The sequence below is a fragment of the Citrobacter sp. Igbk 17 genome (genome assembly GCF_028069775.1).
Lineage (GTDB): Bacteria > Pseudomonadota > Gammaproteobacteria > Enterobacterales > Enterobacteriaceae > Citrobacter.
On record NZ_JANEWI010000011.1, the window covers coordinates 73,282 to 97,403 of the forward strand.

24 protein-coding genes are annotated in these 24,122 nt (G+C 52.9%); 15 read left to right on the forward strand and 9 right to left on the reverse strand.

Annotated elements, in window-relative coordinates:
- Nucleotides 1-122: 122 nt before the first annotated feature.
- Together NNO08_RS09080 and NNO08_RS09085 are read left to right on the forward strand one after the other, a co-directional pair.
- Nucleotides 123-644, forward strand: a complete 522-nt coding sequence (locus NNO08_RS09080; RefSeq protein WP_271441469.1) for a Crp/Fnr family transcriptional regulator — start codon at nucleotides 123-125, stop codon at nucleotides 642-644.
- A 58-nt stretch (nucleotides 645-702) separates the two neighbouring features.
- Nucleotides 703-1,209: a YgjV family protein gene (locus NNO08_RS09085; RefSeq protein ID WP_271441468.1), complete on the forward strand. Its 507-nt coding sequence runs from the start codon at nucleotides 703-705 to the stop codon at nucleotides 1,207-1,209.
- Here the strand turns inward: NNO08_RS09085 and fdhD are convergent.
- Nucleotides 1,176-1,976, reverse strand: a complete 801-nt coding sequence (gene fdhD, locus NNO08_RS09090) for a formate dehydrogenase accessory sulfurtransferase FdhD (protein WP_442870778.1) — start codon at nucleotides 1,974-1,976, stop codon at nucleotides 1,176-1,178. The genes NNO08_RS09085 and fdhD overlap by 34 nt on opposite strands.
- A 230-nt stretch (nucleotides 1,977-2,206) precedes the next feature.
- On the opposite strand from fdhD, the gene fdnG reads away from it, so the two are divergent.
- From fdnG to fdhE, 4 genes are read left to right on the forward strand one after another with little or no spacing between them, the layout of a single operon-like run.
- Nucleotides 2,207-5,257 (forward strand): formate dehydrogenase-N subunit alpha, encoded by a 3,051-nt coding sequence (fdnG, locus tag NNO08_RS09095; RefSeq protein WP_158654566.1) that lies wholly within the window; start codon nucleotides 2,207-2,209, stop codon nucleotides 5,255-5,257.
- Between the two features lie 12 nt (nucleotides 5,258-5,269).
- Nucleotides 5,270-6,172: a formate dehydrogenase O subunit beta gene (fdoH, locus tag NNO08_RS09100; RefSeq protein ID WP_202037268.1), complete on the forward strand. Its 903-nt coding sequence runs from the start codon at nucleotides 5,270-5,272 to the stop codon at nucleotides 6,170-6,172.
- On the forward strand, nucleotides 6,169-6,804 hold the full coding sequence (gene fdoI / locus NNO08_RS09105) for a formate dehydrogenase cytochrome b556 subunit (protein WP_137381433.1): 636 nt from the start codon (nucleotides 6,169-6,171) through the stop codon (nucleotides 6,802-6,804). Before fdoH ends, fdoI begins: the two co-directional genes overlap by 4 nt.
- On the forward strand, nucleotides 6,801-7,730 hold the full coding sequence (gene fdhE / locus NNO08_RS09110) for a formate dehydrogenase accessory protein FdhE (protein ID WP_271441465.1): 930 nt from the start codon (nucleotides 6,801-6,803) through the stop codon (nucleotides 7,728-7,730). The genes fdoI and fdhE overlap by 4 nt, the downstream gene beginning before the upstream one ends.
- 36 nt (nucleotides 7,731-7,766) lie before the next feature.
- On the opposite strand, the gene NNO08_RS09115 is transcribed toward fdhE, so the two are convergent.
- Nucleotides 7,767-8,141 (reverse strand): type II toxin-antitoxin system VapC family toxin, encoded by a 375-nt coding sequence (locus NNO08_RS09115; protein WP_271456593.1) that lies wholly within the window; start codon nucleotides 8,139-8,141, stop codon nucleotides 7,767-7,769.
- Nucleotides 8,141-8,383 carry a CopG family transcriptional regulator gene (locus NNO08_RS09120; RefSeq protein ID WP_003825279.1) on the reverse strand — a complete coding sequence of 81 codons (243 nt, stop codon included), beginning with the start codon at nucleotides 8,381-8,383 and terminating at the stop codon, nucleotides 8,141-8,143. The genes NNO08_RS09115 and NNO08_RS09120 overlap by 1 nt, the downstream gene beginning before the upstream one ends.
- A 205-nt stretch (nucleotides 8,384-8,588) precedes the next feature.
- On the opposite strand from NNO08_RS09120, the gene NNO08_RS09125 reads away from it, so the two are divergent.
- Nucleotides 8,589-9,503 (forward strand): alpha/beta hydrolase, encoded by a 915-nt coding sequence (locus NNO08_RS09125; protein WP_271456594.1) that lies wholly within the window; start codon nucleotides 8,589-8,591, stop codon nucleotides 9,501-9,503.
- Between the two features lie 38 nt (nucleotides 9,504-9,541).
- Here NNO08_RS09125 and fabY read toward each other — a convergent pair whose 3' ends face one another.
- The 6 genes from fabY to NNO08_RS09155 form a co-directional block, all read right to left on the reverse strand.
- The gene (gene fabY, locus NNO08_RS09130) at nucleotides 9,542-10,483 is read right to left on the reverse strand and encodes a fatty acid biosynthesis protein FabY (RefSeq protein WP_170974333.1); all 942 of its coding nucleotides are present in this window, start codon (nucleotides 10,481-10,483) and stop codon (nucleotides 9,542-9,544) included.
- Nucleotides 10,484-10,527: 44 nt separating this feature from the next.
- Nucleotides 10,528-10,965 (reverse strand): D-aminoacyl-tRNA deacylase, encoded by a 438-nt coding sequence (gene dtd / locus NNO08_RS09135; protein ID WP_137381428.1) that lies wholly within the window; start codon nucleotides 10,963-10,965, stop codon nucleotides 10,528-10,530.
- On the reverse strand, nucleotides 10,962-11,834 hold the full coding sequence (locus NNO08_RS09140) for a virulence factor BrkB family protein (protein WP_137381427.1): 873 nt from the start codon (nucleotides 11,832-11,834) through the stop codon (nucleotides 10,962-10,964). Before NNO08_RS09140 ends, dtd begins: the two co-directional genes overlap by 4 nt.
- Nucleotides 11,828-12,427, reverse strand: a complete 600-nt coding sequence (yihX, locus tag NNO08_RS09145) for a glucose-1-phosphatase (RefSeq protein ID WP_271456595.1) — start codon at nucleotides 12,425-12,427, stop codon at nucleotides 11,828-11,830. The genes NNO08_RS09140 and yihX overlap by 7 nt, the downstream gene beginning before the upstream one ends.
- 105 nt (nucleotides 12,428-12,532) lie before the next feature.
- On the reverse strand, nucleotides 12,533-13,336 hold the full coding sequence (locus NNO08_RS09150; protein WP_202037272.1) for a DeoR/GlpR family DNA-binding transcription regulator: 804 nt from the start codon (nucleotides 13,334-13,336) through the stop codon (nucleotides 12,533-12,535).
- A gap of 33 nt (nucleotides 13,337-13,369) precedes the next feature.
- Nucleotides 13,370-14,266: a sugar kinase gene (locus NNO08_RS09155; RefSeq protein ID WP_271456596.1), complete on the reverse strand. Its 897-nt coding sequence runs from the start codon at nucleotides 14,264-14,266 to the stop codon at nucleotides 13,370-13,372.
- A gap of 166 nt (nucleotides 14,267-14,432) precedes the next feature.
- On the opposite strand from NNO08_RS09155, the gene yihU reads away from it, so the two are divergent.
- The 8 genes from yihU (at nucleotide 14,433) to ompL (ending at nucleotide 24,065) form a co-directional block, all read left to right on the forward strand.
- The gene (yihU, locus tag NNO08_RS09160) at nucleotides 14,433-15,329 is read left to right on the forward strand and encodes a sulfolactaldehyde 3-reductase (protein ID WP_271456597.1); all 897 of its coding nucleotides are present in this window, start codon (nucleotides 14,433-14,435) and stop codon (nucleotides 15,327-15,329) included.
- Between the two features lie 10 nt (nucleotides 15,330-15,339).
- Complete coding sequence (gene yihT / locus NNO08_RS09165) at nucleotides 15,340-16,215, forward strand: sulfofructosephosphate aldolase (RefSeq protein ID WP_271456598.1); 876 nt, start codon at nucleotides 15,340-15,342, stop codon at nucleotides 16,213-16,215.
- Between the two features lie 15 nt (nucleotides 16,216-16,230).
- Nucleotides 16,231-17,472 (forward strand): sulfoquinovose isomerase, encoded by a 1,242-nt coding sequence (yihS, locus tag NNO08_RS09170; RefSeq protein WP_271456599.1) that lies wholly within the window; start codon nucleotides 16,231-16,233, stop codon nucleotides 17,470-17,472.
- An 18-nt stretch (nucleotides 17,473-17,490) separates the two neighbouring features.
- A complete protein-coding gene (locus NNO08_RS09175; protein WP_271456600.1) occupies nucleotides 17,491-18,333 on the forward strand; it encodes an aldose-1-epimerase in 843 nt (280 codons plus the stop codon).
- Nucleotides 18,334-18,370: 37 nt separating this feature from the next.
- Nucleotides 18,371-20,407 carry an alpha-glucosidase gene (locus NNO08_RS09180; protein WP_271449551.1) on the forward strand — a complete coding sequence of 679 codons (2,037 nt, stop codon included), beginning with the start codon at nucleotides 18,371-18,373 and terminating at the stop codon, nucleotides 20,405-20,407.
- 45 nt (nucleotides 20,408-20,452) lie between these two features.
- Nucleotides 20,453-21,838, forward strand: a complete 1,386-nt coding sequence (locus NNO08_RS09185; RefSeq protein ID WP_271456601.1) for an MFS transporter — start codon at nucleotides 20,453-20,455, stop codon at nucleotides 21,836-21,838.
- 46 nt (nucleotides 21,839-21,884) lie between these two features.
- Nucleotides 21,885-23,306 (forward strand): MFS transporter, encoded by a 1,422-nt coding sequence (locus tag NNO08_RS09190; RefSeq protein WP_271456602.1) that lies wholly within the window; start codon nucleotides 21,885-21,887, stop codon nucleotides 23,304-23,306.
- Nucleotides 23,307-23,372: 66 nt separating this feature from the next.
- Nucleotides 23,373-24,065, forward strand: coding sequence for a porin OmpL (gene ompL, locus NNO08_RS09195; RefSeq protein WP_271456603.1), 693 nt, complete (start codon nucleotides 23,373-23,375; stop codon nucleotides 24,063-24,065).
- The last annotated feature ends 57 nt before the right edge of the window (nucleotides 24,066-24,122 follow it).

Sequence of the window (24,122 nt, forward strand, 5' to 3'; positions counted from 1 at the left end):
ACCCTTTCACTTAGTTGTTTGAGTAAGGCACTGTGCCTTGATGTGATAAATAGTAGCCTTCATATCACACAACTAAAAGCGGAAGGATTTGCCAGTCTTATTCAAATTATTTGAGAGATAAGATGTCACATAATCGGGAATCACAGTGGCTTGCAGGCAGCCGAAGAAAAACGCAACCGGCGGGAAGTTGGTTACTGCGTCAGGGTGAACCGCAAAGTAAAATTCATCTTTTACATCATGGCGTTGCACGTGCGGTGTATCACGCAGACAGCGGCGTTGAAAGGGTTAAAGAGTTCTACTTTGCCGGGGAGTACTGCTTTCTGTACCTGAACTGGCTAACCAACACGCCTGCTGATTACAGTCTGCAAATGATCGCCGCTGGTGAAACCACTGAAATCCCCTTGGCGTTGCTGGATGCGCCGGAAAATCAGGATATTAAGACCCAGCTACTGGTCCAGCAGTTGATCTACAAAGAGAAAAAAGAACAAATGCTGCTGCTCAATACCCCAGAACAGCGCTACCAGTATGTACAAACACACTTCCCGGACTGGGAGTCGCAACTCACTCAGCGCGATCTCGCCAACTATATCGGCATTACCCCCGTTAGCCTGTCTCGTATTCGCCAGCGTCTTAACAAAGGTTAACGCCTTACGCTGATGCGTCGATTATTGTCCCGTCACTCTTTCATAGATGGCGACCACAATGAACGCATTTCTTCTCTCTCAGATGCTGGCTGGCATCAGCTTCTTACTGGATATTTCCGCTTTTCATTTTCAGCGCCGGGCTATCACTTTATCTCTGCTCACCAGCTCCACTTCCCTGTTGGCTATCCATTTCTATCTTTTGGATCAACACGCTGCGGCTGGGTTAATGATCATTGCCGCATGCCGCTACGCGACGGCCATCGTCACGTTTCACCGCTGGGCGATGTGGGGATTTATGCTGGGATCGCTGCTGTGTAGCGTTTATCTTTGGCAAAATCTGTCGAGTATTTTGCCGCTGATGGGAAGCCTGCTGATGACCTTTGCGTCGTTTCAAAAACACAGCGGAAAACTACGGAGTTACACATTGTGCGGTAGCCTGTGTTGGCTACTGAACAATGTGATTGTCGGCTCGCCAGTTGCCGTAATCATGGAGCTGGCATTTTCAGGCAGCATTCTGGCCGCCTGGTGGCGTCACAGCGCGATCAGACGTTGCGGATGCGTGTAGACCGTCGCCCTGCCCGGTTTGCAAAAACCCACCAACGTCAGGTTACAGCGTTCGGCAACTTCCACGGCAAGCGTGGTCGCCGCAGAGACGGCAAACAGAATTTCCACGCCGCACATTGCCGACTTCTGCACCATCTCGTAGCTGGCGCGGCTGGAAACTAGCACCGCGCCCTGTTGCCAGCTTTCCCCTTCCACTGCGCGTCGTCCCAGCAGTTTATCCAGCGCAACGTGGCGACCCACGTCTTCATGGCCCCCCGCCAAATGGCCTGATGGCTGTACCCAGGCCGCAGCGTGCGTACAGCCTGTGAGCTGTCCCACGGGCTGATAATCGTGCAAATGCCGTAATGCGGTATCGAGGTTCGCCAGGTTAAATGTCTGGGTAAACGGCAGAGGCTGGACCGGTTTGCCAATGTCATTGAGCTGCTCCACGCCACAAACGCCGCAACCGGTACGTCCGGCCAGCGCGCGACGACGCTCCTTCAGCCCCATAAAACGACGGCTGGACAGTTCAACCTGGACTTCCAATCCATTGCAGGAAGGCACCACATCCATGCCAAAAATATCCTGCGGGGATTCAATAATGCCTTCAGACAGCGAAAAACCCATCGCAAAGTGCTCAAGATCTTTCGGTGATGCCATCATCACCACGTGCGAAATTCCGTTGTAAACCAACGCAACGGGCACTTCTTCAGCGACTTCATCTGGCTGAGGATGTTGCAAATCCTCACGCTTCCAGAGGGTCAACTGACGCGATCCTGCACAATTCATCACATTTTTGACTTCTTCTTGATGGATTTTATTCACTTTCTTTTAACCATATTGGAACACACATACCAACATTGTGGTATTCTTTACAAACCCCTCCTGGACGGAGGGAAATTCACCCAATTCTGGACCTTTGCGGTCCCGTCCGCAAAGAAAAATAACAACCACTTCCCTCGCGTTCGCGTTAAAGAAAAGCGAAGGGAATGTGACAATGTCGAAACAAGGAGCGAACCATGCAGGTCAGCAGAAGGCAGTTCTTTAAGATCTGCGCTGGCGGTATGGCAGGCACCACGGCAGCGGCACTGGGCTTTGCGCCCGGCGTAGCGCTCGCGGAAACACGGCAATATAAATTGCTGCGCACCCGCGAAACCCGTAACACCTGCACTTACTGTTCCGTTGGCTGTGGACTGTTGATGTACAGCCTCGGTGACGGCGCAAAAAATGCCAAAGCATCCATCTTCCATATCGAAGGGGACCCGGATCACCCGGTCAACCGTGGCGCGCTCTGCCCTAAAGGGGCCGGTCTGGTGGATTTCATCCACTCCGAAAGCCGCCTGAAATTCCCGGAATACCGCGCACCAGGCTCTGATAAGTGGCAACAAATTAGCTGGGATGAGGCATTTGACCGCATCGCGAAGCTAATGAAAGAAGACCGCGACGCTAACTACGTTGCGCAGAACGCTGAAGGCGTGACCGTTAACCGCTGGCTTTCCACCGGGATGTTGTGTGCTTCCGCGTCCAGTAACGAAACCGGCTATTTAACACAAAAATTCTCCCGCGCGCTGGGTATGCTCGCGGTCGACAACCAGGCACGCGTCTGACACGGACCAACGGTAGCAAGTCTTGCTCCAACATTTGGTCGCGGTGCGATGACCAACCACTGGGTCGACATTAAAAACGCCAACCTCGTTGTGGTGATGGGCGGTAACGCCGCTGAAGCTCACCCGGTCGGGTTCCGCTGGGCGATGGAGGCCAAAATTCACAACGGCGCGAAGCTGATTGTGATAGATCCTCGCTTTACGCGAACCGCAGCGGTGGCTGATTTCTATGCTCCTATTCGCTCTGGCACTGACATTGCCTTCCTGTCAGGCGTCTTGCTGTACCTGCTAAATAACGAAAAATTCAACCGCGAATACACCGAAGCCTACACCAACGCCAGTCTGATCGTGCGTGAGGATTATGGCTTCGAAGATGGCCTGTTCACGGGCTACGATGCGGATAAACGCAAGTATGACAAAACCAGTTGGAACTACGAGCTGGATGAAAAAGGCTTCGCCAAACGCGATGTTACGCTGCAACACCCGCGCTGCGTGTGGAATCTGCTGAAACAGCACGTTTCCCGCTACACGCCGGACGTGGTGGAAAACATCTGCGGTACACCGAAGGCTGATTTCCTGAAAGTCTGTGAGTACATCGCAGAAACCAGCGTAAAAGATAAAACCGCGTCGTTCCTGTACGCATTGGGCTGGACGCAGCACTCCGTTGGTGCGCAGAACATCCGCACCATGGCGATGATCCAGTTACTGCTTGGCAATATGGGGATGGCTGGCGGCGGTGTTAACGCCCTGCGCGGTCACTCGAATATCCAGGGTCTGACTGACTTAGGCCTGCTGTCACAAAGCCTGCCAGGCTACATGACGCTGCCAAGCGAGAAACAAACCGACCTGCAAACCTACCTTGCCGCCAACACGCCAAAACCGTTGCTGGAAGGCCAGGTGAACTACTGGGGCAACTACCCGAAATTCTTCGTTTCGATGATGAAAGCCTTCTTTGGCGATAAGGCGACAGCGGAAAACAGCTGGGGCTTTGACTGGCTGCCGAAGTGGGATAAAGGGTACGACGTGCTGCAGTACTTCGAGATGATGAACCAGGGCAAAGTAAATGGTTATATCTGCCAGGGCTTTAACCCGGTCGCGTCATTCCCGAACAAAAACAAGGTTGTGGCTTCACTGTCTAAACTGAAGTTCCTGGTGACCATCGATCCGCTCAATACCGAGACGTCCACCTTCTGGCAGAACCACGGTGAGTCGAACGATGTTGATCCGTCGAAAATCCAGACTGAAGTATTCCGCCTGCCATCCACCTGCTTTGCCGAAGAGAACGGTTCTATCGTGAACTCCGGTCGCTGGTTGCAGTGGCACTGGAAAGGCGCGGATGCCCCAGGGATTGCCGTTACCGATGGTGAAATCCTCGCCGGTATCTTCCTGCGTCTGCGTAAGATGTACGCCGAACAAGGTGGTGCGAACCCGGAACAGGTGCTGAGCATGACCTGGAACTACTCCACCCCGCACGAACCGGCTTCAGAAGAAGTGGCAATGGAGAGCAACGGTAAGGCGCTGGCCGATATTACCGATCCGGCAACTGGCGCGGTTATCGTGAAGAAAGGCCAACAGCTGAGCTCGTTCGCCCAACTGCGTGACGATGGTACCACCTCCAGCGGTTGCTGGATTTTCGCCGGCAGTTGGACGCCGGAAGGCAACCAGATGGCCCGTCGCGATAACGCCGACCCGTCAGGTCTTGGCAATACGCTGGGCTGGGCATGGGCATGGCCGCTCAACCGACGCATTCTGTATAACCGCGCCTCCGCTGACCCACAGGGGAATCCGTGGGATCCAAAACGTCAGATCCTGAAATGGGACGGGGCGAAATGGAGCGGAATGGATATTCCGGACTACAGCGCCGCCGCGCCGGGCAGCAACGTTGGGCCATTCATCATGCAACCTGAAGGGATGGGACGTCTGTTTGCTATCGATAAGATGGCGGAAGGTCCGTTCCCGGAACACTACGAGCCGTTTGAAACGCCGCTGGGAACTAACCCGCTGCACCCGAACGTTATCTCTAACCCTGCCGCCCGTATCTTTAAAGGCGACGAAGAAGCACTGGGTAAAGCAGATAAGTTCCCGTACGTCGGAACAACCTATCGTCTGACCGAACACTTTCACTACTGGACCAAACATGCGTTGCTTAACGCCATCGCACAGCCGGAACAGTTTGTGGAAATTGGCGAGAAACTGGCAAATAAGCTGGGCATCTCCCACGGCGATACCGTCAAAGTCTCCTCTAACCGCGGCTACATTAAAGCCAAAGCAGTGGTGACCAAACGTATTCGCACGTTGAAGGCAAACGGTAAGGATATCGACACTATCGGTATTCCTATTCACTGGGGCTACGAAGGCGTAGCTAAAAAAGGCTTTATCGCCAACACGTTAACGCCATTCGTCGGTGATGCGAACACGCAAACACCGGAATTTAAGTCCTTCCTCGTGAACGTGGAAAAGGTGTAACGGAGACGACCTATGGCTTATCAATCGCAAGACATCATTCGTCGTTCCGCCACTAACGGTTTCACTCCCGCGCCTCAGGCGCGGGACCATCAGGAAGAGGTGGCGAAGCTTATCGACGTCACCACCTGTATCGGCTGTAAAGCGTGTCAGGTGGCGTGTTCGGAGTGGAACGACATCCGTGATGAGGTGGGTAACAACGTTGGGGTGTACGACAACCCGGCTGATTTGACCGCCAAATCCTGGACGGTGATGCGCTTCTCGGAAGTGGAACAAGACGACAAACTCGAATGGCTTATCCGTAAGGATGGCTGTATGCACTGTGCCGATCCGGGCTGTCTGAAAGCATGCCCGGCTGAAGGGGCAATCATTCAGTATGCCAACGGTATCGTCGACTTCCAGTCCGAGCAGTGTATCGGCTGCGGCTATTGTATTGCAGGCTGCCCGTTCGACGTACCGCGCCTCAACCCGGAAGACAACCGCGTCTATAAATGTACGCTGTGTGTTGACCGCGTGGTGGTGGGCCAGGAACCGGCCTGTGTAAAAACTTGCCCAACCGGTGCCATTCATTTCGGCACCAAAGAGTCGATGAAAACGCTGGCGGGCGAGCGTGTCGCGGAGCTGAAAACACGTGGTTACGAAAATGCGGGTCTGTACGATCCGGCAGGCGTTGGCGGTACGCACGTGATGTATGTGCTGCACCATGCTGACAAGCCGAACCTGTATCACGGCTTGCCAGAGAACCCGGAAATCAGCGCCACCGTCAAATTCTGGAAAGGCATCTGGAAACCCCTCGCAGCGGTCGGCTTTGCAGCGACATTTGCGGCCAGTATCTTCCACTACGTCGGTGTAGGCCCAAACCGTGCGGAAGAGGAAGAAGACAATCTGCATGAAAAAGACGACGAGGTGCGCAAATGAAACGACGTGACACCATCGTGCGCTACACGGCGCCGGAACGCATCAACCACTGGGTAACCGCCTTCTGCTTCATTCTGGCGGCGGTGAGCGGGATGGGCTTTCTCTTCCCGTCGTTTAACTGGCTGATGCACATCATGGGCACTCCGCAGCTGGCGCGAATTGTGCACCCGTTTGTCGGCGTGATTATGTTTGCCTCGTTTATCATCATGTTTTTCCGATACTGGCACCACAATCTAATCAATCGGGATGATATCTTTTGGGCGAAGAATATTCGTAAGATTGTCGTCAACGAGGAAGTAGGTGACACGGGACGTTATAACTTCGGCCAGAAATGCGTATTCTGGGCGGCGATTATCTTCCTGGTCCTGTTGCTGGTTAGCGGAGTGGTCATCTGGCGTCCGTATTTTGCGCCTGCTTTCTCAATCCCGGTGATCCGATTCGCGTTAATGCTGCATTCATTTGCCGCAGTAGCGTTAATTGTGGTTATCATGGTGCACATTTACGCCGCCCTTTGGGTGAAAGGCACCATTACCGCGATGGTGGAAGGATGGGTTACCAGTTCATGGGCGAAGAAACATCACCCACGCTGGTACCGTGAAGTCCGAAAGACAACGGAAAAGAAAACTGAATGAGTATTCGCATAATCCCGCAAGATGAGCTGGGTTCGAGCGAGAAACGCACGGCGGATATGATTCCGCCGTTGTTATTCCCCAGACTCAAAAATTTGTATAACCGCCGCGCCGAACGTCTGCGCGAGCTGGCCGAGAACAACCCGCTGGGTGATTATCTGCGCTTTGCCGCGCTGATCGCCCACGCGCAGGAAGTGGTGCTGTATGACCATCCGCTGCAGATAGATCTGACCGCTCGCATCAAAGAAGCGAACGATCAGGGTAAACCACCGCTGGATATCCACGTCCTGCCGCGCGATAAACACTGGCAAAAACTGCTGCAGTCGTTAATTGCAGAGCTGAAGCCAGAAATGAGCGGCCCTGCACTGGCGGTGATCGAAAATCTGGAAAAAGCCTCAGAGCAGGAACTTGAGCTGATGGCCAGCGCGCTGTTTGCCTCTGATTTTGCCTCTGTCAGCAGCGACAAAGCACCGTTCATCTGGGCGGCCTTGTCGCTCTACTGGGCGCAGATGGCAAGTCTGATCCCTGGCAAAGCACGTGCGGAGTACGGTGAACAACGCCAGTACTGCCCGGTATGTGGTTCAATGCCTGTTTCCAGCATGGTGCAAATTGGCACTACTCAGGGGCTGCGCTATCTGCACTGCAACCTGTGTGAAACCGAGTGGCACGTCGTGCGCGTGAAATGCAGCAACTGCGAACAGAGCCGTGATTTGAACTACTGGTCACTGGATAACGAGCAAGCGGCAATTAAAGCAGAAAGCTGCGGCGACTGTGGTACTTACCTGAAGATTCTCTATCAGGAAAAAGACCCGAAAGTAGAAGCTGTTGCTGACGATCTCGCTTCACTGATGCTGGACGCACATATGGAGCAAGAGGGTTTTGCTCGTAGCTCCATCAACCCGTTCCTGTTCCCGGGTGAAGGGGAGTAGGTACTCCGCACCACCGGGCGGCGTAAGTCGCCCGGGTTAGAACGTATATGGCGTGACCACGCCTGATATGCCTGCAAAATCCTTGGTATTACGCGTAACCAGTGTAAGACGATGAATCTGCGCAGTGGCCAAAATAATGGCATCCGGCAATTTCATCCCATGCTCCTGCCTGATACTCACGCTTCGTTCAGCAATATCCTGTGAAACGCCGATCACGTTAAAAGCGCCTAGCGCAACGCGAGTACGGGCTTCCTGATGGTATTTTTTTGCGCCCACCATCACCTCCATCCATGTAATGAGGCTGATTGCGTTCTGTGGCGACCATGTTTCTATCGCTAGTTTTGCTTCATTTCTCCCGCTAAACAGGTCGATGAGGATGTTGGTATCAAAAAGCGCTAATCCTTTGACCATTACCATTCCTCACGAAGTTTACGCTGGTATTCAACACCATCTTCCTCACAGCCTTGCCACAGCCCAAGAGCACGTGAAATAGCTGTTTCAGCCTGATCCTGCCTTTCAAGATATTGTTCAACGGCCTCCCGCAAAAGCTCTGCTCGCGGCAGGTTGCGCTGCACTTTGAGGTCATCAAGGCGTTTAATCACTTCGTCTGATAAATCGAGTAAAATTCTGCCCATATCCATCCCAGCCATCATACTCACATATACCTCCAGTATATCATTGACGATTAATTTCCACACAACATACACGTGAGAAAAGCGGGAAAATAGCCTTCACACTAACGATTTTTACTTTTGCGAGCCACTTTCCAGAATCATACATCCCCCTACTTTTCCGATTTTCATCCGTGGTAATCCAGGTTATAAAGCTGTATATCCATACAGATAAGAGAAATAATAAATGGCACTGGAAAGCGGGATTGCACAGCTGGTTGAGGCGTTTATTGCGGCGGGGCGTCCTTCTGCACGCGAGCAGAATATTGATGACCGGAGGGCTGGCTACATCGCCAGTACGGTACTGGCCGGAGAAACAGAATCCCGCGTGCAAGTTGAAGATATTGAACTCGAAACCATGACGTTTCGCGTTGTTTCGCCACGGGGCGCCATGGGAAACCTACCCTGCGTGATTTATTATCACGGCGGCTGCTTTGTCAGCGGTGGATTCGCTACACATGATAACCAGCTAAGGCAACTCGCCTGGTACAGCGGCTGTCGGGTCATTGCGGTACAATATCGCCTCGCACCAGAGCATACTTTCCCAGCAGCACACGACGATGCCGAAAAAGGCGCTAGCATCATTTGGAAGTATGCAGAGAAACTGGGTGTCGATCGCACGCGCATCACGCTCGCTGGCGACAGTGCTGGCGGACATCTGGCGTTCGTTTGCGCCTTGCGCCTGAAAGCCGCACAGCAATGGCAACCTGCACAACTCGTGCTGATTTATCCCATGCTCGACGCAACCGCCGGATTTGAGAGCTACACCCGCAATGGGCGGGATTACATCATTACACGTGACACACTGCTGTCCGGTTACGAGATGTATATGCCACAGACTGACCCATACCATCCGGAAGTCAGCCCGCTGTGGCGCGACGATTTCAACGGGTTACCACCGACCCACATCATTACCGCTGAATTTGACCCACTGTGCGATGAAGGAGAAGCCCTGTATCACAAGCTTCAGAAGCAAGCCGTGGACTGCACCTGCCAGCGCTATCTCGGCGTCATCCACGGATTTTTTCAGTTAGGAGGCGTAAGCCAGACGGCACGAAACGCAATGTGCGACGTGGCCTGGCGAGTTGCAACACACGAGTAAAACGCGAATCGGGTAGCGTGAAGAGTAGGGATTTCCTCCTACTCTTCTTCATTCCCACCTTCGACGTAAGGACCAAACGGCTTCGCAGGCAATACGATATACGTGCCTTCAAACACCACGCCCGCCGTATCGTCACCAAAAAGCTCCACCTGCATCTGCACACGTGCCTTGCGGCCTCTTGCCAAACGGTCAAGATCGCCACTCAATGAGCCCAGATCGGCGATAGCAGTAGGCTTCCCGGTGATCGGCTTGCTGTAGCGGATATGTGCATCGGCGAGGATAATCGTTCCTCCCAGATGACGCTCACGCAACATCAGCCAGATAAGCCCCCAACCGGTAAGCGTTGCCAGCGAGAACAGGCTTCCGGCAAACAGGGTGTGGTGCGGATTCTGGTTCCCTGTCTCGGGCATCGTGGTAATAAATTTCTGCCCGGTATATTGCTGAATACGCACGCCCATTTTCTCGCTTAACGGAATATGTTCGTACCAGGCCTGCTGTAGTTGCCCACACCAGTCACCACGATGAAGAATATCGTCCAGCGTCGCAATGGGCTTAATCATCAGGAAGTGGCGGACCGGTGTGGTTTGCGGCGTGGTGATTTCCCCCTGGCTTACAAACCCCAGCTTGGCGAAAAATTCCACCGCATCCTCACGAGCGCTACAGGTGACGCGCTTCACCCCTTCCTGGCGTGCCACGGATTCAAGGGTCATCGCCATCAGTGTTCCGAGCCCCTTTTCTTGCACCGAGGGGTCAACAGCCATAAAGCGTATGGAGGCTTCGTTATCCGCATTGATATACAGACGCCCTACCGCGACCAAATTACCTTCTTCGTCCACCACCATCTGATGGTGTGCCATTGCGTCCCAGGCATCCCGTTCGGAGCCTTTTGGCTGGTGCAGGGGTTTACGCAGCATTTCCCAGCGAAACTGGTAGTAACGCTCTAATTCTTCTTCTGTTTGCGGTACTCGAAGGTGATACATAGTTGTATTCTCTCTTGTTACCCGCGACCACGCCGGAAGCTGGTTCATACTTGTAACCAGAACGTCACGGGGCCATCATTAACCAGCGAAACCTGCATATCAGCAGCGAACCGCCCGGTTTGCGTGTTCATCTCCTGTTGGCGGCAGCGCTCTACAAAATATGTGTAAAGCGCCTCTGCCCGATCGGGTGCTGCGCCTTTTGAAAAACCGGGGCGCATGCCGCGTTCGGTATCGGCCGCCAATGTAAACTGTGAAACCACCAGCACGCTGCCACCTGACTGCTGCACATTCAGGTTCATTTTGCCTTCGGCATCGCTAAAGATTCGATAGCCGAGTACGCGTTCGCACAGGCGGTTCGCTTTCTGTTCGTCATCATCCCTTTCGACACCTAACAGGACCAAAAGTCCTGGGCCAATTTCACCCGTCACCTCACCCTCCACGGTGACGCTGGCACGGGTTACGCGCTGAATTAATGCAATCATGGTTGCTCTGCTTCTTCTTGTTCTGCGGCTTGTTTAAGTTTGCGGTATTCCCCGAGAGTGACAGTTATTTCCGCGCCTAGCAAGACGATACACCACGTCCAGTAAACCCAGACGAATAAAATAGGGATCACCGCCAGGACACCGTAAATGAGCTGATAAGACGGGAACATCGTGATATAGAGCGCAAATCCTTTCTTTCCGGCTTCGAACAGCACAGCAGCAACAAAGGCACCGATTACCGCATCGCGATTGGGGACTCGCGTGGTGGGTACAATGCTGTAAAGCAGCCAGAACGACAGCCAGGAAAGTACCAACGGGAAAATACGCAATACGTTATCAATCACCGTGTTGAGATCGCTGGCCCAGCGCAACGACAGCAAATAAGAACTGATTGCCAGGCTGGCTCCCGCCAGCAGCGGTCCCAGCGTTAATATCATCCAGTAAACGGCAAAAGAGTACACTTTGGGCCGCGTGCGCTTACTGCGCCAGATGGTATTCAACGCGCTATCGATGGCATACATCAGCAATAAGGCGGTTACAATCAGCCCGCATGCCCCAACAGCAGTCATTTTGTTCGAGTTTGCGACAAACTGTTCGATATACCGCTGGATGACATCGCCAGTCGCCGGAATAAAGTTAGCGAAAATGAAATGACGGAGTTGAATGCTAACATCGGAAAACATCGGAAATGCAGCGAAAAGAGCAAAAACAACGGCGATAAGCGGCACTAATGAGAGCAATGAAACGTAGGCAAGATTTCCTGCCAGCGTTGTCATATGGTCCTCATCAATGCGCTGCCATAGTAGCTTCAGCCAGGCCCATACAGGACGCGTATGGTGCCTGGCTTTTTGATGCAAAAATTTTAGCATAACAACTTCGCGAAATAGTCAGGGATGGTCGTTTTATCGACGACCTGGATACTGGTGATCCCTAACTGGTTAGCCCCTTCAATATTATCGGCGTTGTCATCAAAAAAGACCGCATCGTGCGCAGAAAAACCTTCTGACTGCAGAACGTGCTGGTAAATCCGTGCTTCCGGCTTACGCATGCCCAGTTCCTGAGAAAGATAAATGTGATCGGCTGCCTGGCGGATTTCGGGATACTCATCCGGCCAAAACGTTGTGTGCAGGCGGTTAGTATTCGATAACACAACGACACGATGCCCTTGCTCGCGTAGCTTATGCATGATGTCGATAACTTCGGGGCGTAATGCGACAAAAACGGCCTGCCAACCGTGGGAGAATTGCTCATAACTCAAAGGCAACGCCATGTCATGACACAGCGCCTCGGCGAAGGCCTCATCAGTTATTTCGCCTCGCTCATGCTGGCGAAAAGCTTCCCCCATCGTGATACTTTGCTTTAGTGAAGCCAACGGTACACGGCTCAAATCGCTCCATGTGCCTAACACGCGATTGAAGTCGATATCGACAATCACATTACCCAAATCAAAGATATAGAGCATGTCCTTCTCCTTTCTCGCCGTGGATGAATAACTGTAGCGGGAAAGGAGAAGTTTGACTATGCGTGCGTGATGACTTCGAACGAATCAGAGCATCAAAGAGCGAGATCACATGGCCAGCGCGTCATCCTGAGAAGGACTCACTTGCACAATTTCAACCTGCTGTGACTGCAGGAGATTGTGCAACGCTGGGCCAGGATACTCATCGGTGAACAGCGCAGTTACCTGCGACACATTACCAATCTCTACCGCTGCAGAGGCCGTGTATTTCGTATGATCCGCTGCCAGCAAAATGTGCCGGGAATGGGACATCATCGTTTTTACTACACTGGCTTCGTTAACATCAAATTCCAGCAGCGCGCCATCGCTTTCAATCGCACCCACACTGGTCACCAGATAATCGGCGCGAAAGTCAGCGACAAACGCTGTAGCAGAAGGACCGATAATACCGCTGTTATGCGGGCGCAGCGTCCCTCCGGGAACCATTACTTCAAAACGCGGGTTGTTATACAGAATATGCGCCACGCGCAGGCTGTTGGTGATGATGCGCAAATGGTTATGGTTTAACAGCGCCCGCGCAACCTGCTCAACGGTAGTACCAATGGTAATGAACACCGTTGAGCCGTCGGGAATGTAATCCGCTACCGCTTCCGCGATGGCTTTTTTCTCTTCCGTCCAGGAGACTTCACGCTGTTCGAACGCCGTATTGACCACGCTGGAGGCTCTGCCTGCTCCGCCGTGATGACGCGTAATTAATCCCTGTTCGCTTAACTTACGAATATCACGACGCACGGTCTGGGTGGAAACATCCAGCAGACTGGCAAGTTCGTCAATATTCATATAACCGCGCTCGCTAATCAGCATCAGCAGTTGATCGTGTCGCGGGTTACCGGTCAGTTCGGTAAGACTCATGAAATTTCCTCGAAAAACCATTGCCCTGGCATTTTATACAAAAAGTGACAGAAAAGATCGGGTTTGATCACAGTCAGGGATCCCCGCACGCCCGCCCGGACGCGTACACTTCAGTGCCGCGACGCCACTGGCAAACCTGACGGCGTCTTCCTGCGCGGACCCACAGGCCAGACTAAATGCCAGCGCACCGTGAAAAACATCACCGGCACCGGTGGTATCGACCACATCGACTAAAAATCCTGGCTGATGCTGCACTGCATTATCTTTTATCCAGTCACACCCCTCACTGCCACGCGTCACATAAACATGACCATTTGTGAGCATTTGTGCTTTTTTCAGTCCAGAATCAGGCTCCGTTGTCCCTGTCAGTCGCGCCAGCCCCGGTTCAGAGAACGCAGCATGATCGCTCAATGCCACCAGTTCACTGATGTCCTGCGGCGTAACGTCGCCATCCAGCACGGTCATCACCCCTGACTGACGCGCCAGCGTGAAGGCCTGTTTTGCCCCTTCGTGCCAGCGCACGTCTGCCAACACCACATCCCACTGAGAAAAATCGATCTCCTTCAGCCAATCAGCATCCGGCAGTAAGTCCGGGCTGGGATAGTTAACAATAATTCGCTCTCCCTTCGCGTCGACCATAATCGCCGACTGTGAAGAGTTCGCCCCTGCATAGCGCCGGGTGTAACGCGTATTTACCCCCAGGGATTCCAGCTCTGCCAGCAGGCTGTTTCCGGTGTCGTCATCGCCCACACGGCCAATAAAGTCCACCTGTGCGCCCAGCTTCGCCGCAGCCACAGCCGCAGTCGCAGCAGGCCCACCGCCCACTTCGGTATACCGCTTCGCCACATATTTACCTCCTTCAGTCGGTAAACCTTCTACGTAATAGATGCGATCCATCACGGTAATACCCACACAAGCAATACGAATCATGGTCATTCCTTAGGCGTTTCAAGATGGGATCATTTTAATTTCACAAAATGTTTAAAAAGTGACGGCTGTCAATTTTTTGACCATAAATTACAAATACGATCAAAAACAGACAGAAAAAGACGACTTTAAATGACAGAAAATGACATCCACGTCTCAGGAGAACGTTATGGCAGTTATAGCATTTATCGGATTAGGTCAGATGGGTTCCCCCATGGCGAGCAACTTGCTAAAGCAGGGTCATCAACTCAGCGTCTTTGACGTTAACCCGGATGCCGTTCAGTGCCTGGTGGAAAAAGGGGCGCAGTCTGCCAGCAGCCCGGCTCAGGCAGCAAACGGCGCGGAGTTTGTCATCACCATGTTACCCAACGGCGATCTGGTGCGCAGCGTCTTGTTCGCTGAGCAAGGGGTTTGCGAGAGCCTGTCGCCAAAAGCGCTGGTCATTGATATGTCCACTATCCATCCGCTGCAGACCGACAAACTGATTAGCGACATGGAGGCCAGAGGTTTCGGCATGATGGATTGCCCTGTCGGGCGCACCTCCGATCATGCGATCGCAGGCACGCTACTGCTGCTGGCTGGCGGAACGGCTGAGCAGGTAGAACGCGCCACACCGGTTCTGATGGCGATGGGTAATGAATTGATCAATGCCGGCGGTCCCGGCATGGGGATCCGCGTCAAACTCATCAACAACTACATGAGCATTGCGCTAAATACGCTCTCCGCCGAAGCCGCCGTGTTGTGCGAAGCACTCGGTCTCTCCTTCGATGTGGCCCTGAAAGTGATGAGCGGGACGCCTGCCGGAAAAGGCCACTTCACCACCTCCTGGCCGAACAAAGTGCTGAAAGGCGATCTTTCCCCGGCCTTCATGATCGACTTAGCCCACAAGGATCTTGGCATCGCCCTGGATGTGGCGAATCAACTGCACGTGCCGATGCCGCTTGGTGCGGCATCCCGCGAAGTCTATAACCAGGCACGCGCCGCTGGCCGTGGCCGGGAAGACTGGACGGCCATTCTTGAACAGGTTCGCGCATCCGCCGGGCTAAATAAACACACAGATAAGTAAGGACAGAGCAATGACGAAGTACACCCTGAAAGACATCACCCGAGCTTCCGGCGGTTTTGCCATGCTGGCAGTCGATCAGCGCGAAGCCATGCGCTTAATGTTTGCCGCTGCGGGTGCGAAATCCCCGGTGAGCGACAGCGTGCTGACTGATTTCAAAGTAAATGCAGCGAAGATCCTTTCTCCCTATGCCTCTGCGATCCTGGTCGATCAGCAGTTCTGCTACCGCCAGGTGGTGGAACAAAATGCCATCGCGAAAAGCTGCGGCATGATTGTTGCCGCCGACGAATTCATTCCGGGCAACGGTATTCCGGTCGATAGCGTGGTGATTGATAAAAAAATCAACCCACAGGCCGTGAAACAAGATGGTGCTAAGGCTCTCAAACTTCTGGTGCTGTGGCGCAGCGATGAAGATGCCCAACAGCGTCTTGATATGGTGAAAGAATTCAATGAGCTATGCCATTCCAATGGCCTGCTGAGCATTATCGAACCGGTTGTTCGCCCACCACGCCGTGGCGATAAGTTCGATCGTGAACAAGCCATTATCGATGCCGCAAAAGAGCTGGGTGACAGCGGCGCCGATCTCTACAAGGTCGAAATGCCGCTGTACGGCAAAGGTACCCAACAAGAACTGCTTAGCGCCTCCCAGCGCCTGAATGAAAACATCAACATGCCGTGGGTCATTCTCTCCTCTGGTGTGGATGAAAAACTGTTCCCGCGCGCGGTCAGCGTGGCCATGACGGCAGGTGCATCCGGCTTTCTCGCCGGACGTGCGGTCTGGTCATCCGTGGTTGGCCTGCCGGATACCGAACTGATGCTGCGTGATGTCTCTGCACCGAAGCTGCAACGTCTTGGCGATATCGTCGATGAAATGATGGCCCGCCGCTAATTCGAGGATGAATAAATGAAATGGTTTAACACCCTGAGCCACAACCGCTGGCTGGAACAGGAAACCGACCGCATCTTTAACTTTGGTAAAAACGCGGCGGTACCCACCGGGTTTGGCTGGCTGGGCAATAATGGTCAGGTCAGAGCGGAGATGGGGACGCATTTATGGATCACCGCTCGTATGCTGCACGTTTATTCCGTGGCCGCATCAATGGGCCGCCCCGGCGCATATCAGCTCGTCGATCACGGAATTAAGGCGCTGAATGGCGCATTGCGTGACACGCGCTACGGCGGTTGGTACGCCTGCGTGAATGATGAAGGGGTCATGGATGCCTCCAAGCAGGGATATCAGCATTTCTTCGTGTTGCTCGGTGCGGCAAGCGCTGTAACAACCGGTCATCCGCAGGCGCGAGTGTTGCTTGATGATGCCATCGAAGTCATTGAGAAGTACTTCTGGAGTGAAGAGGAGCAGATGTGCCTGGAATCCTGGGACGAAGCTTTTAGCCAGACGGAAGATTATCGTGGCGGCAATGCCAACATGCACGCAGTCGAGGCTTTCCTGATTGTCTATGACGTTACCCACGACCGTAAGTGGCTCGATCGCGCACTGCGTATCGCTTCAGTGATTATTCACGATGTTGCCCGCAGCGGTGAGTATCGCGTCAACGAGCACTTCGATTCGCAGTGGAACCCAATCCGCGATTACAACAAGGATAACCCAGCTCACCGTTTCCGCGCTTACGGCGGTACCCCGGGCCACTGGATCGAATGGGGTCGCCTGATGCTGCATCTGCATGCCGCACTGGAAGCGCGCTTCGAAACGCCTCCCGCCTGGCTGCTGGAAGATGCCAAAGGCTTGTTCCACGCCACCATCCGTGATGCCTGGGCACCGGACGGCGCGGATGGTTTTGTCTACTCGGTGGACTGGGACGGTAAACCCATCGTTCGCGAAAGAGTGCGCTGGCCGATAGTCGAAGCGATGGGTACCGCCTATGCCTTGTATACCCTCACCGGCGAGAGCCAGTACGAAGCCTGGTACCAGAAGTGGTGGGATTACTGCATCACTTATCTGATGGACTACGAGACGGGTTCATGGTGGCAGGAGCTGGACACCGACAACAAGGTGACCACCAAAGTCTGGGACGGCAAGCAGGATATTTACCACCTGTTGCACTGCCTGGTGATCCCACGTCTACCGCTGGCACCGGGGTTGGCTCCTGCCGTTGCCGCCGGCCTGCTGGATATCAACGCTAAATAAGCCAGGAGATAAGCAGCCATGCATAGCGGTGGAAAAACCCTTCATCTTCAGGCCGGGCACTACCAGGCAAAAATTGTCACGGTTGGCGCGGGGCTGGCGGAACTGACGCATCGTGGGCGTCACGTCGTTATTCCGCACAAACCTGAAGAGATGCCGTTGGCACATCTGGGGAAAGTACTCATTCCCTGGCCAAATCGCGTGGCAGACGGCTGCTATCAGCATAACGGCAAAGCCTTCCAGCTTGCCGTTAACGACCCCGTTTCACATACCGCCATTCATGGATTGCTGGCCTGGCGAGACTGGCAGATTGACCAACAGTCGGCATCGGAAGTGGTGCTGACTATTTTTCTGCCGCCCTCGTATGGCTATCCCTTTGCGCTGATTTCAGAGGTGATTTACCGGCTGGACGCCACCAGCGGGCTGCATGTCTTTATTCATACACAAAATGTGGGTGACGAAACGGCACCGTATGGCGCGGGCGCACACCCCTATTTGACCTGCAACCTGCACAGTATTGATGACTGTGAATTAGTACTGCCGTCGTGCGAAGCCACACAGGGAGAGTGGGATTTCACAACACCGCAGGTCATCGCGAAAACCTCGCTTGATCATACGTTCAAGGTCTTACCGTCCGGGAATGAGTGGGAAGTCAGAATGACCAACCCGGCACAAAACATGTCCACATACCTGCGTAGCCACCAGCCCTGGCTGCAGGTTTATACCGGTGAAAAATTAGCCCGCCGTGGCCTGGCAGTTGAGCCGATGACCTGCCCGCCCGACGCCTTTAATTCCGGGGTTAGCCTGATTCATCTCGCGCCCGGAGAAGCACACCGAATGCATTTTTTAATCGGCTGTGAATAACAGATTACCGAATTACCCTACATTTACGGAGACTATAATGAATTCGTTACTACAGCGGCCAGCCGCCTTAGAACTCAAAGCATTACAGGACGGATTTACCTTAACGTATCAACAGCGTCTGATTTTACGCCATAGTGCCGAAAACCCCTGCCTGTGGATCGGCACAGGGGTTGCCGATATTGATATGTTCCGCGGTAACTTCAGTATTAAAGACAAGCTCAATGAGAAAATTGCCCTAACCGACGCCACGGTCAGCGAATCCCCGAACGGTTGGCGGGTAGATTTCAGCCGCGGTAATACCATCACTGCCACACTACACATTTCCACCGATGAACAGGGTCGCCTGAAGCTGGATCTGCATAACGACGATCTCAGCCATAACCGCATTTGGTTGCGTCTGGCCGCCAGGGCGGACGACCACATCTACGGCTGCGGTGAACAGTTCTCTTACTTCGACTTACGCGGTAAACCGTTCCCGCTGTGGACCAGCGAACAGGGCGTGGGCCGTAACAAAAACAGCTATGTCACCTGGCAGGCGGATTGCAAAGAGAACGCCGGCGGCGACTACTACTGGACCTTCTTCCCGCAACCGACCTTTGTCAGCACGCAGAAGTACTACTGCCACGTTGATAACAGCTGCTACATGAATTTCGACTTCAGCGCGCCGGAGTATCACGAGCTGGCGCTGTGGGAAGACAAAACCACCCTGCGCGTTGAGTGCGCCGAGACTTACATTTCGCTGCTGGAGAAACTAACCGCATTGTTAGGTCGCCAGCCAGAACTGCCGGACTGGATTTACGATGGTGTGACACTCGGTATCCAGGGCGGTACTGAGGTTTGCCAGAACAAACTGGACACCATGCGTAATGCGGGCGTGAAGGTAAACGGCATCTGGGCGCAGGACTGGTCCGGGATCCGCATGACTTCCTTTGGCAAGCGCGTGATGTGGAACTGGAAGTGGAACAGCGACAACTATCCGCAACTGGATAGCCGTATTAAGCAGTGGAAAGAAGAAGGCGTGCAGTTCCTCTCTTATATCAACCCCTATGTTGCCAGCGATAAAGACCTGTGCGCGGAAGCCGCAGCACGTGGGTATCTGGCGAAAGATGCCTCCGGCGATGACTATCTGGTTGAGTTCGGCGAGTTTTATGGCGGCGTGGTCGACCTGACCAACCCCGAAGCCTACGACTGGTTCAAAGAGGTCATCAAAAAGAACATGATCGCGCTGGGCTGCGGCGGCTGGATGGCGGACTTCGGTGAATATCTGCCGACCGACACGTACCTGCATAACGGTGTCAGCGCCGAGATCATGCACAACGCCTGGCCCGCGCTGTGGGCGAAATGTAACTACGACGCACTGCAGGAAACCGGCAAACTTGGTGAAATCCTGTTCTTTATGCGCGCGGGTTACACCGGTAGTCAGAAGTATTCCACCATGATGTGGGCTGGCGATCAGAACGTTGACTGGAGCCTCGACGATGGTCTCGCCTCAGTTGTTCCTGCTGCATTGTCGCTGGCCATGACCGGCCACGGCCTGCACCACAGCGATATTGGCGGTTACACCACGCTGTTTGACATGAAACGCAGCAAAGAGCTGTTGCTGCGCTGGTGTGATTTTAGCGCCTTCACGCCGATGATGCGCACCCACGAAGGTAACCGCCCCGGCGATAACTGGCAGTTTGATGGTGATGCTGAAACCATTGCCCACTTTGCCCGTATGACCACCGTGTTCACCACCCTGAAACCGTACCTCAAACAGGCCGTCGCACAAAACAGCGCCACCGGGCTACCGGTTATGCGCCCATTGTTCCTGCACTACGAAAACGATACGCAAACCTACACCCTGAAATATCAGTACCTGCTGGGACAGGATCTGCTGGTCGCACCGGTTCATGAGCAAGGTAAGCACGACTGGACGCTGTATCTACCAGAGGATAACTGGGTCAACGTCTGGACAGGGGAAACTTATCAGGGCGGTGACATCACCGTGGAAGCGCCAATTGGCAAGCCTCCGGTGTTTTATCGCGCGAAGAGTGAGTGGGCGTCACTGTTTGCCACGTTACGCAACATCTAATACGGCTCGCCCGTGGGGAAACTCACGGGCAAATGGAGAATAACAATGAGTCAAAATACAGCCAATCCGGCAACTCTACGCTTGCCGTTTAAAGAAAAACTTGCCTATGGGATGGGTGATTTGGGCTCCAATATCCTGCTGGACATTGGTACGCTCTATTTACTCAAGTTTTATACTGATGTCCTTGGCTTGCCGGGGACTTACGGCGGTATCATTTTCCTTATCGCCAAGTTTTTTACCGCGTTTACCGATATGGGCACCGGGATTATGCTCGATTCGCGACGCAAAATTGGTCCGAAGGGTAAATTCCGCCCATTCGTGCTCTACGCTGCCTTCCCCGTCACCTTGCTGGCGATTGCTAACTTTGTCGGCACACCGTTTGAAATAACCGGCAAAACGGTGATGGCAACGGCGCTGTTTATGCTGTACGGACTGTTCTTCAGCATGATGAACTGCTCTTACGGCGCGATGGTTCCTGCCATTACTAAAAACCCGGATGAGCGCGCTTCGCTGGCCGCCTGGCGGCAAGGTGGCGCAACCCTGGGTTTGTTACTGTGTACCGTCGGCTTTGTTCCAGTGATGAATCTGATCGAAGGTAACTCGCAGTTGGGTTATATCTTCGCCGCCACATTATTTTCCCTGTTCGGCCTGCTGTTTATGTGGCTGTGCTATGCCGGTGTGAAAGAACGCTATGTAGAAGTGAAATCCGTGGATGCGGCAGCGCAAAAACCGGGATTACTGCAATCCTTCCGCGCTATCGCTGGTAACCGACCGCTGTTTATTCTGTGCGTTGCCAACCTTTGTACACTTGGTGCTTTCAACGTCAAGCTGGCAATTCAGGTGTATTACACCCAATACGTACTGAACGACCCAATCCTGCTTTCCTGGATGGGCTTTTTCAGCATGGGCTGCATCTTCATCGGCGTCTTTTTAATGCCGGGAATGGTCAGACGCTTTGGTAAGAAGAAGGTCTATATCGGCGGCCTGCTGATTTGGGTAGCGGGCGATCTGCTTAATTACTTCTTTGGCGGCGGTTCCGTCAGTTTTGTTGCCTTCTCCTGCCTGGCATTCTTCGGCTCAGCATTCGTTAACAGCCTGAATTGGGCGCTTGTTTCCGACACAGTGGAATATGGCGAATGGCGTACCGGCGTACGTTCAGAAGGGACGGTGTACACCGGATTTACCTTCTTCCGTAAAGTGTCGCAGGCGCTGGCGGGATTCTTTCCTGGTTGGATGCTGACGCAAATTGGTTACGTCCCAAACGTGGTGCAATCGGCAAATACAGTCGAAGGCTTGCGTCAGCTGATCTTTATTTATCCCTGCGCATTAGCAGTGATCACCATTGTGGCCATGGGCTGTTTCTACAACCTTAACGAGAAGATGTATGTCCGTATCGTTGAAGAGATAGAAGCGCGTAAACAACCTGTTTGATAATAATAATGAATAGCGCCTTACGGGGCGCTATTAAGGAGCGATTATGTCTGACCATGATCCGCTAACGCTAAAACTGAGCCTGCGTGAAAAATTCGCCTACGGAGTGGGTGACTTCGGCTCAAATTTGATGCTGTGTATCGGCACGCTGTATCTGCTTAAATTTTATACCGATGAACTAGGGATGCCGGCCTGGTACGGCGGAATAATCTTTCTGGTGGCGAAATTCTTCACTGCCTTCACCGATATGCTGACCGGTGTATTGTTGGACTCACGACGCAATATTGGCGCCAAGGGGAAATTCAGACCCTTTATTTTGTATGCGTCGTTTCCCGTCGCATTGGTTGCCAGCGCGCAGTTTTTAGCCACAGACTTTACCTTGACGGTGAAAACAGGTCTGGCGACGGTGTTGTTTATGCTGTTCGGTTTGTTCTATAGCCTGATGAACTGCTCCTACGGCGCAATGGTTCCTGCGATCACCAAGAATCCGCATGAGCGCGCTCAGCTCGCGGCCTGGCGCCAGGGCGGCGCAACTGTTGGGCTATTACTGTGTACCGTTGGCTTTATGCCCATTCAGGCGTTTTTTATCCATTCGCCTTCGCTTGGCTACCTGATTGCCGCGCTGCTCTTCTCTGTGTGTGGGCTGTTCAGCATGTGGTGGTGCTTTAGCGGTGTGAAGGAGCGCTATATCGAAATCGTTCCGGATCACCATAAACCCAGCATGCTCAAATCGTTCTGTGCAATTTTCCGTAACCCCCCCCTGTTGGTGCTATGCCTTGCCAACCTGTGTACGTTGGCAGCATTCAATATCAAGCTGGCGATTCAGGTTTATTACACCCAGTACGTGCTCAATGATATCCACCTGCTCTCCTGGATGGGGTTTTTCAGCATGGGGTGCATTCTGGTTGGCGTACTGCTGGTGCCCGCAGCCGTGAAACGTTTCGGTAAAAAGCAGGTTTATCTTGGTGGCCTGGCGCTATGGGCTCTCGGTGACATCCTGAATTTTCTCTGGGGCAGTACATCACTTCTCTTTGTCACTTTCTCGTGCATGGCCTTCTTTGGGACGGCATTCGTAAACAGCCTGAACTGGGCGCTGGTCCCGGATACGGTGGATTATGGAGAGTGGAAAACGGGGATACGTGCTGAAGGTTCCGTCTATACGGGTTATACCTTTTCACGCAAAATTTCTGCGGCGCTGGCCGGTTTCCTGCCAGGTATTATGCTGACGCAAATCGGTTATATCCCCAATATCGTCCAGAGTGATGCAACCTTGCTTGGTTTGCGCCAGCTTATTTTTCTCTGGCCCTGTGGGCTGGCAATTATTGCGGCCATCACGATGGGATTCTTTTATAAACTCAGCGAAGCCCGTTTTGCTTTTATCATTGAGGAAATCAGTCAACGGAAGAAAAATAATATTCAACCAGAACGCATTAGCCATAAAAAGAAAACCTCTGCTGTAAACATATAAAAATAATTGCCGCTTATTCCATCTTAATGGATGGCGGCCTCCCTACGCTTAAAAAATGGATTTATTATGAAAAAATTAAATACAATAATTCTCTTATCCTCTGTGGCATCCACCTCTGTTTTCGCCGGCGCTTATGTAGAGAACCGTGAAGCTTACAATCTGGCCTCCGATCAGATGGAGGTCATGCTGCGCGTCGGCTATAACTCCGATATGGGTGCGGGTATCATGCTCACCAACACCTACACCATGCAACGCAAAGATGAGCTAAAACATGGTTATAACGAAATTGAAGGCTGGTATCCGTTATTTAAACCGACAGATAAATTAACTATCCAGCCCGGCGGACTGATAAACGATAAGAGTATTGGTTCGGGTGGTGCCGTTTACCTGGATGTTAACTATAAATTCTCCCCGTGGTTTAATCTGACAGTACGTAACCGATATAATCATAATAACTACAGTTCCACTGATTTAAACGGAGATCAGGATAACAATGACACCTATGAGATTGGTAACTACTGGAACTTCACTATTACCGATAAATTTTCCTACACTTTTGAGCCGCACTATTTTATTCGAGTAAATGACTTCAATAGTAGTAACGGTAAAGATCATCACTGGGAAATTACCAATACGTTTAAATACCGCATCAACGAGCGCTGGTTGCCCTATTTTGAGTTACGCTGGTTAGATCGCAATGTCGAGCCGTATCACCGCGAACAAAACCAGATTCGTATTGGTGTGAAGTATTTCTTCTAACCTCCCTGTCAGTACAAAAAAGCCGCTGATAGTCAGCGGCTTTTTCATGCTTTCCAC

Excerpts from the sequence above, each read along its gene's own strand:
- NNO08_RS09080 (WP_271441469.1), top strand. The coding sequence starts at position 123 with ATGTCACATAATCGGGAATCACAGTGGCTTGCAGGCAGCCGAAGAAAA.
- NNO08_RS09085 (WP_271441468.1), top strand. The coding sequence starts at position 703 with ATGAACGCATTTCTTCTCTCTCAGATGCTGGCTGGCATCAGCTTCTTA.
- fdhD (WP_442870778.1), bottom strand. The coding sequence starts at position 1,976 with ATGAATTGTGCAGGATCGCGTCAGTTGACCCTCTGGAAGCGTGAGGAT.
- fdoH (WP_202037268.1), top strand. The coding sequence starts at position 5,270 with ATGGCTTATCAATCGCAAGACATCATTCGTCGTTCCGCCACTAACGGT.
- fdoI (WP_137381433.1), top strand. The coding sequence starts at position 6,169 with ATGAAACGACGTGACACCATCGTGCGCTACACGGCGCCGGAACGCATC.
- fdhE (WP_271441465.1), top strand. The coding sequence starts at position 6,801 with ATGAGTATTCGCATAATCCCGCAAGATGAGCTGGGTTCGAGCGAGAAA.
- NNO08_RS09115 (WP_271456593.1), bottom strand. The coding sequence starts at position 8,141 with ATGGTCAAAGGATTAGCGCTTTTTGATACCAACATCCTCATCGACCTG.
- NNO08_RS09120 (WP_003825279.1), bottom strand. The coding sequence starts at position 8,383 with ATGATGGCTGGGATGGATATGGGCAGAATTTTACTCGATTTATCAGAC.
- NNO08_RS09125 (WP_271456594.1), top strand. The coding sequence starts at position 8,589 with ATGGCACTGGAAAGCGGGATTGCACAGCTGGTTGAGGCGTTTATTGCG.
- fabY (WP_170974333.1), bottom strand. The coding sequence starts at position 10,483 with ATGTATCACCTTCGAGTACCGCAAACAGAAGAAGAATTAGAGCGTTAC.
- dtd (WP_137381428.1), bottom strand. The coding sequence starts at position 10,965 with ATGATTGCATTAATTCAGCGCGTAACCCGTGCCAGCGTCACCGTGGAG.
- NNO08_RS09140 (WP_137381427.1), bottom strand. The coding sequence starts at position 11,834 with ATGCTAAAATTTTTGCATCAAAAAGCCAGGCACCATACGCGTCCTGTA.
- yihX (WP_271456595.1), bottom strand. The coding sequence starts at position 12,427 with ATGCTCTATATCTTTGATTTGGGTAATGTGATTGTCGATATCGACTTC.
- NNO08_RS09150 (WP_202037272.1), bottom strand. The coding sequence starts at position 13,336 with ATGAGTCTTACCGAACTGACCGGTAACCCGCGACACGATCAACTGCTG.
- NNO08_RS09155 (WP_271456596.1), bottom strand. The coding sequence starts at position 14,266 with ATGATTCGTATTGCTTGTGTGGGTATTACCGTGATGGATCGCATCTAT.
- yihU (WP_271456597.1), top strand. The coding sequence starts at position 14,433 with ATGGCAGTTATAGCATTTATCGGATTAGGTCAGATGGGTTCCCCCATG.
- yihT (WP_271456598.1), top strand. The coding sequence starts at position 15,340 with ATGACGAAGTACACCCTGAAAGACATCACCCGAGCTTCCGGCGGTTTT.
- yihS (WP_271456599.1), top strand. The coding sequence starts at position 16,231 with ATGAAATGGTTTAACACCCTGAGCCACAACCGCTGGCTGGAACAGGAA.
- NNO08_RS09175 (WP_271456600.1), top strand. The coding sequence starts at position 17,491 with ATGCATAGCGGTGGAAAAACCCTTCATCTTCAGGCCGGGCACTACCAG.
- NNO08_RS09180 (WP_271449551.1), top strand. The coding sequence starts at position 18,371 with ATGAATTCGTTACTACAGCGGCCAGCCGCCTTAGAACTCAAAGCATTA.
- NNO08_RS09185 (WP_271456601.1), top strand. The coding sequence starts at position 20,453 with ATGAGTCAAAATACAGCCAATCCGGCAACTCTACGCTTGCCGTTTAAA.
- NNO08_RS09190 (WP_271456602.1), top strand. The coding sequence starts at position 21,885 with ATGTCTGACCATGATCCGCTAACGCTAAAACTGAGCCTGCGTGAAAAA.
- ompL (WP_271456603.1), top strand. The coding sequence starts at position 23,373 with ATGAAAAAATTAAATACAATAATTCTCTTATCCTCTGTGGCATCCACC.